At 44.5% G+C, this 12,936-nt stretch carries 12 protein-coding genes and 1 pseudogene; 5 read left to right on the top strand and 8 right to left on the bottom strand.

The features are described 5' to 3' along the window. The first annotated feature begins 262 nt into the window (after positions 1 to 262). Entirely contained in the window at positions 263 to 1,849 is a 1,587-nt protein-coding gene (locus ACTRWI_RS06100) for an AbgT family transporter (protein WP_499129896.1), read from the top strand. Between the two features lie 75 nt (positions 1,850 to 1,924). On the opposite strand, the pseudogene ACTRWI_RS06095 reads toward ACTRWI_RS06100, so the two are convergent. The 3 genes and pseudogenes from ACTRWI_RS06095 to ACTRWI_RS06085 form a co-directional block, all read right to left on the bottom strand. Next, positions 1,925 to 2,278, bottom strand: a pseudogene (locus tag ACTRWI_RS06095) (MipA/OmpV family protein); the annotation flags it as partial. Between the two features lie 488 nt (positions 2,279 to 2,766). Further along, the gene (locus ACTRWI_RS06090; RefSeq protein ID WP_004738567.1) at positions 2,767 to 3,210 is read right to left on the bottom strand and encodes a YaiI/YqxD family protein; all 444 of its coding nucleotides are present in this window, start codon (positions 3,208 to 3,210) and stop codon (positions 2,767 to 2,769) included. Positions 3,211 to 3,276: 66 nt separating this feature from the next. Further along, positions 3,277 to 3,564 carry a hypothetical protein gene (locus ACTRWI_RS06085; protein WP_434566130.1) on the bottom strand — a complete coding sequence of 96 codons (288 nt, stop codon included), beginning with the start codon at positions 3,562 to 3,564 and terminating at the stop codon, positions 3,277 to 3,279. A gap of 750 nt (positions 3,565 to 4,314) precedes the next feature. Between ACTRWI_RS06085 and ACTRWI_RS06080 the strand changes: the two genes are divergently transcribed. Further along, positions 4,315 to 4,833, top strand: a complete 519-nt coding sequence (locus tag ACTRWI_RS06080) for a GNAT family N-acetyltransferase (protein ID WP_499129895.1) — start codon at positions 4,315 to 4,317, stop codon at positions 4,831 to 4,833. On the opposite strand, the gene ACTRWI_RS06075 is transcribed toward ACTRWI_RS06080, so the two are convergent. Together ACTRWI_RS06075 and ACTRWI_RS06070 are read right to left on the bottom strand one after the other, a co-directional pair. Further along, complete coding sequence (locus tag ACTRWI_RS06075; RefSeq protein ID WP_499129894.1) at positions 4,799 to 5,107, bottom strand: DUF3301 domain-containing protein; 309 nt, start codon at positions 5,105 to 5,107, stop codon at positions 4,799 to 4,801. The genes ACTRWI_RS06080 and ACTRWI_RS06075 overlap by 35 nt on opposite strands. An 89-nt stretch (positions 5,108 to 5,196) precedes the next feature. Beyond that, entirely contained in the window at positions 5,197 to 6,234 is a 1,038-nt protein-coding gene (locus ACTRWI_RS06070) for a DUF3549 family protein (protein WP_499129893.1), read from the bottom strand. Between the two features lie 86 nt (positions 6,235 to 6,320). On the opposite strand from ACTRWI_RS06070, the gene ACTRWI_RS06065 reads away from it, so the two are divergent. Together ACTRWI_RS06065 and truC are read left to right on the top strand one after the other, a co-directional pair. Continuing rightward, complete coding sequence (locus tag ACTRWI_RS06065) at positions 6,321 to 6,635, top strand: YqcC family protein (RefSeq protein WP_499129892.1); 315 nt, start codon at positions 6,321 to 6,323, stop codon at positions 6,633 to 6,635. Beyond that, positions 6,635 to 7,384, top strand: coding sequence for a tRNA pseudouridine(65) synthase TruC (gene truC / locus ACTRWI_RS06060; protein WP_499129891.1), 750 nt, complete (start codon positions 6,635 to 6,637; stop codon positions 7,382 to 7,384). The genes ACTRWI_RS06065 and truC overlap by 1 nt, the downstream gene beginning before the upstream one ends. A gap of 104 nt (positions 7,385 to 7,488) precedes the next feature. On the opposite strand, the gene ACTRWI_RS06055 is transcribed toward truC, so the two are convergent. The 3 genes from ACTRWI_RS06055 to map all read right to left on the bottom strand — a co-directional run bounded on the left by ACTRWI_RS06055 (position 7,489) and on the right by map (position 11,693). After that, entirely contained in the window at positions 7,489 to 7,872 is a 384-nt protein-coding gene (locus tag ACTRWI_RS06055; RefSeq protein WP_499129890.1) for a DUF3461 family protein, read from the bottom strand. A 182-nt stretch (positions 7,873 to 8,054) separates the two neighbouring features. Further along, positions 8,055 to 10,676 carry a bifunctional uridylyltransferase/uridylyl-removing protein GlnD gene (gene glnD, locus ACTRWI_RS06050; RefSeq protein WP_499129889.1) on the bottom strand — a complete coding sequence of 874 codons (2,622 nt, stop codon included), beginning with the start codon at positions 10,674 to 10,676 and terminating at the stop codon, positions 8,055 to 8,057. Positions 10,677 to 10,814: 138 nt separating this feature from the next. Further along, positions 10,815 to 11,693, bottom strand: coding sequence for a type I methionyl aminopeptidase (gene map, locus ACTRWI_RS06045; protein ID WP_004738580.1), 879 nt, complete (start codon positions 11,691 to 11,693; stop codon positions 10,815 to 10,817). A gap of 458 nt (positions 11,694 to 12,151) precedes the next feature. Here map and rpsB point away from each other — a divergent pair, with 458 nt between their 5' ends. Beyond that, positions 12,152 to 12,883 carry a 30S ribosomal protein S2 gene (rpsB, locus tag ACTRWI_RS06040; RefSeq protein WP_063524560.1) on the top strand — a complete coding sequence of 244 codons (732 nt, stop codon included), beginning with the start codon at positions 12,152 to 12,154 and terminating at the stop codon, positions 12,881 to 12,883. Positions 12,884 to 12,936 lie beyond the last annotated feature (53 nt).

Here is a 12,936-nt window from a genome sequence, read left to right as displayed (position 1 = left end):
ACTCTATTTTTAAACTAATCAAGAGGTTATATCATAAAATCATATTAATGATGAATGTGTGGTTGTGAATTATAAAGCTAGTTTTTGTGTTTATTTTGGTTTTATTTGCTAGGTAATTGTTAAATTATAGTTAAGTGTCGTCGTTTGTTACACATTTTGTAACATTTTGAATTTCTATTTGATTATTTTGTCGCGTACCCTTCGCCTGCAATTTGAACATTTTTGTCACAATTGCATAGGAATCACTACAAGGAGGGAACTGATGAGTTCATCAGCTTCAATAAAAAATAACTCGCCAAAGAAACCCATTTTTACCCGTTTTCTCGATGGTGTTGAGTATTTGGGGAATTTATTACCCCACCCTATCACTCTTTTCGCAATCTTCTGTGTCGCAATCTTAGTTACTTCTGGTATTGCAGGGTACTTTGAAGTATCTGTTATGGACCCTCGTCCAGAAGGTGCTCCAGGTCGTGCTGCTGACGGCATGATCCATGTTGTAAGCTTACTTAATGCTGAAGGCTTACAACTTATCGTAACTAATTTAGTTAAAAACTTTGTTGGTTTTGCGCCATTAGGTACCGTGCTAGTTGCAATGCTAGGTGTAGCGATTGCGGAGTACTCAGGTCTACTATCTGCTGCGATGCGTGGCATGGTAATGGGCGCGTCTAAGCGCATGGTTACAGTAACTGTGGTATTCGCAGGTATCATTTCTAACACAGCTTCAGAGCTAGGTTACGTGGTACTGATTCCACTTGCAGCAATGCTTTTCCACTCTTTAGGTCGTCACCCTCTTGCCGGTCTAGCGGCAGCATTCGCTGGTGTATCTGGCGGTTACTCTGCAAACCTTCTAATCGGTACGGTTGATCCTCTGCTTTCTGGTATTACAGAAACAGCAGCACAAATGATTGACCCGACTTACACCGTTGGTCCAGAGTCAAACTGGTACTTCATGTTTGTATCTACTTTCTTCATCGCAATTACAGGTGCATTCGTAACGGAGAAGATTGTTGAACCAAAACTTGGTAAATACAACGACGAAGAAGCGTCTGAAGATTTATCAAACGATAAAATGGGCAAGCTAACAGACGTTGAGAAAAAAGGTCTTAAGCTAGCAGGTATCGCAGTTCTAGCAGTATCAGCTCTTCTTGCTTGGACAATTGTTCCTGAAGACGGCGTTCTGCGTTCTGCAGCTGGCACGGTAGCAGGTTCTCCGTTCCTTAAGAGTATCGTAGCGTTCATCTTTGTATTCTTCGCAGTTCCTGGTTTCGTTTACGGTAAAGTTACCGGCACAATGAAAACTGACCGCGACGTTATCGATGCAATGTCTAAGTCTATGTCTTCTATGGGCATGTACATCGTACTTGTATTCTTCGCTGCTCAGTTTGTTGCTTTCTTCAAGTGGACTAACTTCGGTCAAGTATTCGCAGTAGCGGGTGCGAGCTTCCTACAAGACATCGGCCTAACAGGTCCAATGTTGTTCTTCGCATTCATCCTAATGTGTGGCTTCATTAACCTGATGATCGGTTCAGCTTCTGCTCAGTGGGCAGTAACAGCACCTATCTTTGTTCCAATGCTAATGCTTGTTGGTTACGCACCAGAAACGATTCAAGCGGCTTACCGTATCGGTGATTCAACAACGAACATCATTACTCCAATGATGAGCTACTTTGGTCTTATCCTTGCTGTAGCAACGCGTTACATGAAGAACCTAGGTATTGGTACTTTGATTGCAACTATGCTTCCATACTCGATCGTATTCATCGTTGGTTGGAGCTTAATGTTCTACGTGTGGGTATTCGTATTTGGTTTGCCAGTTGGCCCAGGTGCAGCAACGTACTACACGCCATAGAATCTAATCATTGTTTTATGATTACACCGAAAGCCTGCACATTGTGCGGGCTTTTTCTTTATTGGAAGATAGGGATTACAAGCCTGAAAATCGGTAGGTTATCCCAAACCCTAGCGACCACCCTATATCCCTTTGGATGAGAGGTCTGTTTGAATCATGGTGAGTCAATTCCATTTTGCTGATACCAATCCAGCGCAGTGTAAATTGATAGAGGCCAATGAGCCCTGCTTGATAAACAAAGGTAGACTCCGCATCAAACTGATCTAGCCCTGACGCTGAGGACTCGCTGCTTGAAATGCTGTAGAGGTGCTCAGAGAGTTTTTTGTCACGATAATCGACTTCGAGGTAGGAGATAATGATTAATGGCTTTACCCATGTTTCTAACGTCCTGCCTAGATGCAGCTGAACTTCGTAGCGATTATGCTCTGAGGTTACGTCGTGTCAGTAGGTGAGCCTAGTGCCTACTGTCCCCAGCATTATCCTGAGTTCGCCATTGCCATCTCTGTCTTGAATGCCATTGGGTAGGTCAATGAAGGTGTCTGATACTTCAGCGAAACGCCAGCTTCCAGATAGTCCGACAAATGGCAGCAGTTGCCCGTTTGCTAAGCTGCCATCAATAAAGCCTTTAGAGCTAGAATAAAAGAGGTAGGCTGTCGCACCAAGTTGCGGAGCACTCTGGTAGAAAAAACACTTTCGCCGAAGGTGAGGCTGGCGCCAATGATGCCATATCTTGATTGGCGAAGGATACTTGAGTGCTTCCTAAGGTGATGAACAGTGCTAAAGCGATGTGACGAACCATAATCAATACTCCGTTATTGTAATAAATATCAAGAACGGAGTAGGTCGATTAAAATTTCACAGAGCTCTTTGTTGCCTAAATGAGACGTTCCCAGATCTCTCTGGAGAAGAAGGGAGGATTAGCGCTTTGCTAGTAGGCGATCAAGGTGGTTAGCGAACTCACGGCGGTCTGTTTGAGAAAGTGAGCTTGGGCCTCCTGTCTGGATGCCACTTGAGCGCATGGTTTCCATAAAGTCGCGAATGTTTAGGCGCGCTTTAATGGTCTCTTTTGTATAAAGCTCACCACGAGAACTCAGCGCGAGTGCGCCTTTAGTGATCACCTCGTCAGCCAGAGGAATATCTGACGTAATCACGAGATCGCCTTTCTCTGTACGTTTTACTATTTCATTGTCGGCGATATCGAATCCGCTTGGCACTTGAATAGAGTGAATGTTGTTACGCTTCGGTACAGGGACAACGTGGTTCGCGATGAAGGTGCATTCAACACCGGTTCGCTCAGCTGCGCGTACGATGGTTTCTCGGATAACCTTAGGACAAGCGTCCGCATCAACCCATATCTTCATAGTGTTCTATTTCTCTGTTAGCTAATCTGTTGATTTATTTTTGTTAACTTATTTTTCTCGGCTAACTTATCGTTCAGCTAATTTGGCTTCAAGCGTGGCGACGCGAGCGGTAAGTTCAAGAATTTGTTTTTCTAGTTGGCCAATACGATCGACCTCTGGTTCTTGTTGTGCAGCGACTTCTACCTTGGGAACGCGGTTCGCGTTTTTCCAGCTTTTAATGGTCGTGATTAACGCAGGCATTGGAACCGATGTACTCATGCGAGCTTTTACTAACGCAACGGTTGGCTCTTTGCCTTGTGCTTGCAGTCCTTCAAGCACTGATTTCAGCTCTTCAGAAACATCTTTTGTCAGCATGTTGACCTCCATTTTTTAGTCTTTGGTCATTTTACTCGCTCCGGTGACCGATAGCGAATCATAAAACTGCCTATGGCGTGTGAGAGATCTCTTACAAACGCTGTGAGATAACGCGAATACTTCTCTAGAGATATTGATATGCACATGGTTAAGGTGTTGAATTTTAATTGTTTTATATAATTAACAACTTGGTTGAATTCAAAATGTGATGCAAATCTATTGTCCGAAATCCAAAATCGCGTAAATTAAACCTTGTCGGAAGGATTCTGACACGGAACAGGAAAGCACCAAGGAATTGGTTATCTTCAGGATGAAGATTTGGTTACTTAGGATTGAGTGATCAAGCATGGAGCGCAAGGACATTGTAGGGACACAGTCAGTTAATAGGAAGTTAGCTGCAACGGAATGACAATGGACACCTTTAGGATAAAGGGTTGGATTAGCATCAGGATGATGTAAAGGACACCGCTCACGGAACAAGTGATGTACGCTAACTAGGATTGTTAGCTTTTAGGATGATTGGACACCGCTAGGACGGCGAAGTAAAGGAAAGAGCTGAAGGATTACAGCCACTATTATGGATGATGCATGGAGCATTAATTAGTAGCCGGACTGCTGCGAGTAAGACCCTAGCCCTGACACTTCGGTGTCGGGGCTTTTCTTTATCAGGACATTTCACCCATCTAGAGGATCTTTATTTAGGAGCAATACATCTGCCTTTATGCTAACGGTCAACACAAGGAGTGTTTTATGACGATAGCAACCTCAAGAACGCTGTTAGTACCTTATACCGAACAGCTACAGCACGACTTTATCAAGCTCAACTGCTGCCCGATTAATCGAGCAGAAATGAATGGACCGCATTCTATCGCTTTTGCGAAGCAACTATTTCAAGAGATACTGCAAGACAACGTCGGCTTTTGCCGTGCCATTATCCATAACCAAACCCGAGAATATCTTGGGCATGTATTTATCTCATCAGAAGAAGGTAAACACGAGTTAGGTTTTATCTTGGATAAAGAATATTGGAATCAAGGTTTTGCCAGTGAGGTACTGAAACCTTTCTTTAATTTGGTGTGCTTTGAAGAGCGTTTAACGAATGTTTTCGCGACCGTTAATGTCGGTCAGAATCCATCGATCAAGCTTTTAGAAAAACTCGGCTTTGTATTTAAAGAGACCAAACAAGATCAGTTTGGCCCTTATCATGAATATCGATACACCGCTTACTGCGACGTTACATTCTATGAGGCTGTAGCTCAAACCGCGTAGAACGGAAACCTACCATGGTCAGTTTCCCTTTGTAACAGTCATCCCCTAACGCTGAAAACTCAAATTGGTAAATGGTGTGCCAGCGCCAAATGGTCGTGAGTTCATGGCGCATCTTCAGTTGATGACCACTAAAGGCAACACTTAACAGTTGCAAGTCGAGCTCTTTACACTTTCTCGAAATGGCAGCTTTTGCAAGCTCAGATTGCCTGCGCTGCTGCCAAAACAGAAAGCAAAGGAAGCACAGAAACAAAATAGCCAATAAGTTATCTATCATTTAATCCATACTTCCTTTTACTTTTTCTTCCTATTTAACTCTAGCTTTAAGCAGTTTTATTGAGTTTATCAGCTAGTTGCTAAGTATTACTAAGCTTTAGTCGCCTGTTGTAACTCGACCAGTGCATTCGCCAATTCTGGAGATGGGTTTGAGTTCAGCAATGGCAAAAATACCATTCTCAGAGCGGGAATCATCACCAGATCAGCAAATAGCTGGTTGAAGAGGTTTTGATTGCCCGTTTGTGCGAGGCGCAATAAGAATTGCTCGGCAATTACTGGGTCTTGTAGAGCGTGCCAGCTTCGACCTGCTAAACCAACCAGGACTTCTTGATGACTTAAGCGTGGGCTCGCCAGAACTTGGTTAATCACTGCATTGGTGATGCTTGGCTCTGCACCTGATAGGGCACGCACCAGTGCAGATAACAAGAACAGGTCTGGTTCACTGCTGTTGATCTCGCTCTCTGCCATTTCTTGTAAGCGTTGAGCCAGCTTGTCATTAATTTGCGTGTGCTCAAGTGCGCCTAATGTCGCGTAAAGTGGCTCAGAAGGTAGCTTATTGAAGGCTTTACGAATCGCGACACCATTTTTTTGGCTGCCAAGACGGGCACACATATCAGTGATGCCTTGAAGGCCAACAGTCTGCCAATTGTCCCAACCTAATTCACCGGTGAAGTAGTGCTGAGCATGTTCGTAGTATTGGCTGGTCGCAAGATCTAATTCTGCTCTTACTTGGCTATGAAATACCGCCATTTTGTCTTCAGAAGGCTTGAAGGTGTACGGATTGTTCGACAGCTTCTCTTGTTGCTCTTCGCTGATCTCACCACTTAAACGTGTACCCATCGCTTCTAATACGAACTTTAAAAAGTTACCTACATCGGCTTGGTTGAGTAGACCTCTTTCATCCAGTTTGAATTTTAAGAACCAGATCCATGGCTGCTTCTGTTCATTCCAGTAGCTGATCGCTAAGTGAGCTTGTTTCTGAAGTGGAAATGGGTATGGTTGTTTCCCTTGCTCAACATCTGAGAATAAGGTGTTGTCGATCTTCTGGATACGACGACCGAGATCGTAGATATCGTATTGGCAACCGCTATTCTTCAATAACTGAGTGAGCGTGTGAATGGTTTCCATAGTAATAAGCTCCTAACTTTCTTTCTTCAATAGATGGTACTCTATGCCCCAATTTCAAGGTCACTACATAAATAACTTGGTGAAAAATGACAGCTGCCACAAAGTTACCTCCATTACTTCAACAATTAGAACAACAAATGCGGCAATGCTCCCTCTGGAGTAGCGTTGCACCGTCGGATGAATCTCTAGCGAGCGTTGAACCTTTTGCGATCGATTCGTTGCAACCCGAAGAGTGGTTACAGTGGGTCTTCATCGTAAAGATCAATGCGATGATTGACGCGCAAATGCCTTTACCTAAAGGGTTTGCTATTCATCCATATTTTGGTGAGGTGTGGAAAAACGAGGCGGACAAAGCTGAGCTACTAGTGACGATTCAAAGCATTGATGAGGTATGCGCCTAATGTTAGAGATCATTTATCAAGATGAGTACTTTGTCGCGGTAAATAAGCCTGCAGGAATGCTGGTGCACCGCTCATGGCTAGATAAACATGAGACTCAATTTGTAATGCAGACTCTGCGTGACCAAATTGGTCAACACGTGTTCCCATTGCACCGTTTAGATAGGCCGACTTCTGGCGTATTGGTGTTCGCACTCTCAAGTGAAGTTGCTTCTGAGGTGATGCCGATGTTCGCTAACCATGAGATGCAAAAGACTTATCATGCAATTGTTCGTGGTTGGATAGAAGAGGGCGATACACTTGATTACCCACTTAAGGTCGAGCTAGACAAGATTGCGGATAAGTTTGCAAAAGAGGACAAAGAAGCACAAGAGGCCGTGACGGCTTATGAACCTTTGGCAAAAGTGGAAGTACCATATTCGACAGGGCGTTTTCCGACTAGCCGTTACTGCTTAGTAGAGATGTTGCCGAAGACTGGCCGTAAACATCAGCTGCGCCGTCATATGGCCCACCTAAGACACCCAATTGTTGGGGATACTTCTCACGGTGACGGCAAGCATAACCGCCTATTCCGTGAAAACTTGGATTCACACCGTTTGTTACTGCACGCTTCAGAGTTGCGCTTTATTCACCCTTTCACTAAAGAAGAATTAGTGATGAAGGCAAGTCTTGATGAAACTTGGCTACAGTTATTTGAAGCCTTTGAGTGGGATACAAATTTAGTCGATGCGCAAGCACGATCGTCTAAATAAAAGTTCGATAAAACAAAGGGCTGATAGTGATATCAGCCCTTTTTATTGTCCGTATAATCTAAACAGACCAACTAATAATGAGCACTAGTTGTCTAGTATCGGGATCATTTTAGTTTTTCTAGATCCGCTTCGATCTCAGCGATCTTGCTAGACACCACTTTTTCTAAATGACGTAGGTCGGTCAGGATCTTCTGTTTTACATCGATCTCAGTCGTTAGCGTAGGTTTAGTGATCTTATTAAGCTCATCAATCACAAGCGTGAGGTTGCGGTTAATCTCAGTCACTTCTTTGTATTGATTATTGCCACCACTAACAAGCACACTTTTTACTTGTCGTGGGTACTTAAACTTCACGCTTTTCGCGAACAGCTCGCCTTTCTGCTTACGAAAATAAATCTTAAGGATATCTTTGTGTGCTTCTTGGCGAAGGGAGTAACGTTCAATCTGTTTAGGCTCGTGGATACCTAAGCCAGTGAGGTTTGGATACATAAGCGACCTCTAGTTTATGAATGTAATACATTTATGTAATTGACTTAATCAATGTAGCAGCCTAACAACGAGCTAGATAGTTGATATCTGTGAATTGATTGTAAGTTGTGGGCAAGATCGCTCTCTATTTTCGCCCACACTTATTTGGTCATTAAACCAGCGAGTTGTACTTCATTCGCATTCTAAGGCGCAAGCTCGGAAACATGCTCGGTTAGCTTCTCTCTGAGCGCCTGCTCTTGCTCTTCAGAAAGTCGCCCACCAGTGTCGCTGGTCAGAATAAACAAATCCTCTGCACGTTCGCCAATGGTCGTAATTTTAGCGCCATGAAGGTTGATACCTAACTCTGCGAAGGTTGCACCAACTTGTGCCAGTAGCCCTGGTGTATCGAGTGCTCTTAGTTCCATCAAGGTGCGTTTTTTACTCTTAGTTGGTAAGAACTCAACCAGAGTTTTGACCTTGAAGTGCTGTAAGTTACGTGGCGTGCGACGTGTTTTAATCTTCGTTGGGCGACCATCGGCTAGAACATGGGTCAGATGTTTTGCGACAGCCTTGTGTCTTGCTTCGTCAATCGCATTACCATGCTGATCCAGTACGATAAAGGTATCCAGAACATGACCATCTTTGCTCGCCATAACCTGAGCGTCATGAACGTTGAAGTTACGTCTGTCGAGCTCGGCAACCACGGTGGCAAACAGTGCTGCTTGGTCTTTGCTGTAAACAAACACTTCTGTTCCGCCTCGTGTCGCTTTTTTGCTGATCAAAACCAAAGGCTGGCTTGGATCTTCTAGGCGTAGTAGATGTTCACAATGCCATGCGATCTGCTTGTGTGTATGACGTAAGAAGTAGTCGGCTTTAAAACGTTGCCACAACACCTCAATTTCACGAGCGGTGAAGCCTTCTTTACGCAGTAGGGCGGATGCCATTTGTTGGTTGTGACGAATACGATCTCGAACGTCGACCGGATTTTCTAGGCCGCGGCGCAGCGCACGCTGAGTTGAGTGAAATAGTTCTGCGAGTAGGGTGCGTTTCCAACTGTTCCATAGCTCTGGGTTTGTTGCACAAATATCGGCGACGGTTAGGCAAACCAGTAGCTCTAGTGACTCTTCGTCACGTACCTTTTTGGCGAATTCGGTTATCACTTCTGGGTCGTAAATATCGCGACGTTGAGCGGTAACAGACATCAATAAGTGGTTTTGTACTAGCCATGCCACTTGTTTGGCTTCTGGTTTCGATAAGCCATGTTCAATACAGAAAGAGTATGCTTCTACCGCACCTATCTCGGAGTGATCACCGCCACGGCCTTTACCGATATCGTGGAAGATAGCGGCTAGGATCAATAGCTCTTTCTTCTGCACTCGTGGGTAGACTTCACAACAAATAGGGTGCTTGTCGTGGTTTTCAATTTGACTAAAGCGATTGATGTGTTTGAGCAGTCGAATACTGTGTTCATCGACGGTGTAAACATGGAACAGGTCGAATTGCATCTGGCCGACGATCTGGCTCCACTGCGGTAAATACGCTGAGAGCACGCCCAATTTGTGCATTAAGCTAAACGCTTTGTGCAGTGCATTGGGATGGCGAACCAAGGTCATGAACTTCTCACGCGCTTCTGGAATGGTATGTAGGAAGCGGTTGAGCCTGCGACGTGCTGTTCGTAGCTGTCGCAATGTTGGAGGGCTAACTCCTTCGATGGAAGAGTCATTGGCGATATGGATAAACATATCGAGAATGGTTTCCGGCCTTGCTTGGAATAGGGCAGGCTTGCGCGCTTCTATCAATGAGCCTCGACGCTGGAAGTAATTATCGAGAATTTCAGCTTCTTCTGTTTCACCACCATTAATGATCGCTTGGTCGAATAGCTTGAGCAGCATTTTGTTGAGCTCTGCTACGCGGCGAAGGGTTCGATAAAACTCCTTCATCATCATTTCGACACCGCGGTTGCCTTCGCCTGTGTAGCCAAGGTGTTCGGCGACCTGTGCTTGATGGGCAAACGTCAGGCGATTGTCGTAGCGGCGCAACTCAATATGCAGTGCGAAGCGAACGCGCCATAAGAAATCTTGGCATTCCACGAGCTCACGATACTCAGCATCAGTAAGGAAGCCATACTTGCTCATTTCAAGCAGAGAGGTCGCACCGAAGTGGCGGCGTGCCACCCAACTGAGTGTGTGGATGTCTCGTAGGCCGCCTGGCGTAGATTTGATATCAGGTTCAAGGTTGTAAGTGGTATCGTGGTAGCGCGCATGACGCTCTCTCTGTTCTTGAATCTTTGCCTTGTAGAAGGTCTCACTTGGCCAAAATGAATCAGAATGAATCTTCAGTTTAAGTTCTTGAAAGGTATCTTCACTGCCGCACAATAAGCGTGATTCTTGTAGGTTGGTGGCAACGGTTAGATCATCGAAACCAATATCAATACACTCAGCAATGGTACGCACCGCGTGGCCAACTTCGAGCCTTAAATCCCATAGCAAGGTGATGAACTGACTGACTTTTTCACCAAGGGCTGGTGGTAATGTTTTTTGAGATACGATTAAGATATCAATGTCCGACAGCGGGTGAAGTTCACCACGACCATAACCGCCCACAGCAACCAGAGAGATATGAGGTAGGTTGCTAAAACCGAAGTGCTCCCATAAGCGTCTGAGTAACAAGTCCATGTATTCAGAGCGGAGCAATACCAAGTCAGTGACAGGGTGGTGATTTAGGAATTCATTTTTTTGGTACTGCGTGAAGATCTCGAGCTGATTTTTTAATTCGCAGATTTCAATTTGTTCGTCATTGAACGTAAGAGGGCATTGATAAGGCATAGTCTGCTATCCGTGCAAGCAAATGAGAATACTAAACAATTTACCAGAAGCTGGTGGAAAATCGAAATTGAGCGGATAAAAAAATATCCTCGACAATGCGAGGATATTTAAAAGGTTAGATGCGTTTAGCTCAGTGAACTAAGCGTTTTTCATGATACGTGGAATTGTATCATCGCTACGCAGTGTTAGAACTTCACAACCTGTATCAGTTACGACTAGCGTGTGCTCCCATTGAGCCGAGTTCTTGCTGTCTGCTGTGTACACTGTCCAGCTATCTTCGTCATCAAGACGGCAGCCAAACTTACCGGCGTTGATCATTGGCTCGATAGTGAAACACATGCCCGCTTTTAGTACTGTGCGGTCGTTGTTTTTGTAGTGTACAACTTGCGGATCTTCGTGGAACTCAGAACCGATACCGTGACCACAGTAATCTTTAACGATAGAGAACTTAGCGCGAGGGTTGTTCTTGTTGTTGGTCTTGATGTACTTCTCGATAGCTGTACCGATTTGACCAAGTTGAACACCTGGCTTCACTTGGCGCATGCCTTCGTAAAGCGCTTCTTGAGCAACCATACATAGACGCTTGTTTGCTGGTGAAACTTCACCTACAAGGAACATCTTAGACGTATCACCATGGTAGCCTTGAGGACGAGTGCTTAGATCTGCATTTTCGTCGTCAGGGATGATTACTGTGATATCTACGTTAAGGATGTCGCCATCTTTAAGTACAGCAGGCTTAAATTGACCTGTGCTACCAGTTTCGTCTTGTGATGCTGGAATACCGTGACACACGATGTGGTTGATAGACGTACAGATAGACTTAGGGAAACCGTGGTAATCAAGTGGTGCTGAGTATGCGCCTCTTTCTAGAGCGTAGTCATGACAGATTTGGTTTAGCTCTTCTGTCGTCGTACCTACTTGGATGTGAGGTTCGATCATCTCTAGAATTTCAGCAGCCAGCTTGCCGGCGACGCGCATTTTTTCAATTTCTTCAGCAGTTTTAATTTTTACAGCCATTGCATATCTCTTAATTTGGTAGCACCTAAGTGTGCATATTCAGGCTATTCTATCAGTGCAGCAATTTAGCGCAACATTACCATGTCCGTACAATACTGGTGGATACTGCTGACGTGATTAAATAACGCTCAGCTAACGGATGCAGAAGCCGTTTGATATAGACACTATTTTATAGAGGAAATTTACCTTTAGAGATCAGTATTGCAGTCGCCATTTTTCGATTTTTTTCTAGCCATAGATAGACAAAATATGGTATAAAGCGCGCCGGACATCAGGACTGTTTTCTCCAACTGGCGAAACAGGCTTTGGTATCCACTAACTTATATCTTTAAATCACACACATTCCGTCACATGTTCCGGGGTGCTTCAACAACACAGATAACGGCTGAAAAGTGGTTAGTTGTTAGGGGTCGGATTCATGGGGGATGTGGAGGCCTAACCCCATAGAGGATTTTAAAATGGCAACTGTATCAATGCGCGATATGCTTAAAGCTGGTGTTCACTTCGGTCACCAAACTCGTTACTGGAACCCAAAAATGAAGCCATTCATCTTTGGTGCTCGTAACAAAGTACATATCATCAACCTAGAAAAAACTGTACCAATGTTCAACGAAGCTCTAGCAGAAATCGCTAAAGTTGGTGAGAAGAAAGGTAAAGTTCTTTTCGTTGGTACTAAGCGCGCTGCATCTGAAGCTGTTAAAGAAGCTGCTGTAAACAGCAACCAGTTCTACGTTAACAACCGCTGGTTAGGCGGTATGCTAACGAACTACAAAACTGTTCGCCAGTCTATCAAGCGTCTGAAAGAACTTGAAGCGCAAGCTCAAGACGGTACTTTCGACAAGCTAACTAAGAAAGAAGCTCTAATGCGCACTCGTGAAATGGAGAAGCTAGAGAAGTCTCTTGGTGGTATCAAGAACATGGGCGGCCTACCAGACGCTCTATTCGTAATCGATGCTGATCACGAACACATCGCAGTTAAAGAAGCAAACAACCTAGGTATCCCAGTTTACGCTGTAGTTGATACTAACTCTAACCCAGACGGCGTTGACTTCGTTATCCCAGGTAACGACGATGCAATCCGTGCAGTACAGCTTTACCTAAACGCTGCTGCAGAAGCGGTTAAAGAAGGTCGTAACAAAGACGTTGCTGCTGTAGCTGCTGAAAAAGATGGTTTTGTAGAAGCTGAATAATAGCGGCTCTGAATCACGCTTGGCTTAGCTAATATAGATTTTGAAATCTTTAT

Source organism: Pseudoalteromonas sp. G5_S1_14_S5, assembly GCF_054968605.1.
Note: the sequence above shows the minus strand (reverse complement) of the source record. Positions and strands in the feature narration are given on the sequence as shown.

What these genes read in the sequence shown, in the direction of transcription:
- ACTRWI_RS06100 (WP_499129896.1), top strand. Translation starts at nt 263, where the DNA reads ATGAGTTCATCAGCTTCAATAAAAAATAACTCGCCAAAGAAACCCATT.
- ACTRWI_RS06090 (WP_004738567.1), bottom strand. Translation starts at nt 3,210, where the DNA reads ATGAAGATATGGGTTGATGCGGACGCTTGTCCTAAGGTTATCCGAGAA.
- ACTRWI_RS06085 (WP_434566130.1), bottom strand. Translation starts at nt 3,564, where the DNA reads ATGCTGACAAAAGATGTTTCTGAAGAGCTGAAATCAGTGCTTGAAGGA.
- ACTRWI_RS06080 (WP_499129895.1), top strand. Translation starts at nt 4,315, where the DNA reads ATGACGATAGCAACCTCAAGAACGCTGTTAGTACCTTATACCGAACAG.
- ACTRWI_RS06075 (WP_499129894.1), bottom strand. Translation starts at nt 5,107, where the DNA reads ATGATAGATAACTTATTGGCTATTTTGTTTCTGTGCTTCCTTTGCTTT.
- ACTRWI_RS06070 (WP_499129893.1), bottom strand. Translation starts at nt 6,234, where the DNA reads ATGGAAACCATTCACACGCTCACTCAGTTATTGAAGAATAGCGGTTGC.
- ACTRWI_RS06065 (WP_499129892.1), top strand. Translation starts at nt 6,321, where the DNA reads ATGACAGCTGCCACAAAGTTACCTCCATTACTTCAACAATTAGAACAA.
- truC (WP_499129891.1), top strand. Translation starts at nt 6,635, where the DNA reads ATGTTAGAGATCATTTATCAAGATGAGTACTTTGTCGCGGTAAATAAG.
- ACTRWI_RS06055 (WP_499129890.1), bottom strand. Translation starts at nt 7,872, where the DNA reads ATGTATCCAAACCTCACTGGCTTAGGTATCCACGAGCCTAAACAGATT.
- glnD (WP_499129889.1), bottom strand. Translation starts at nt 10,676, where the DNA reads ATGCCTTATCAATGCCCTCTTACGTTCAATGACGAACAAATTGAAATC.
- map (WP_004738580.1), bottom strand. Translation starts at nt 11,693, where the DNA reads ATGGCTGTAAAAATTAAAACTGCTGAAGAAATTGAAAAAATGCGCGTC.
- rpsB (WP_063524560.1), top strand. Translation starts at nt 12,152, where the DNA reads ATGGCAACTGTATCAATGCGCGATATGCTTAAAGCTGGTGTTCACTTC.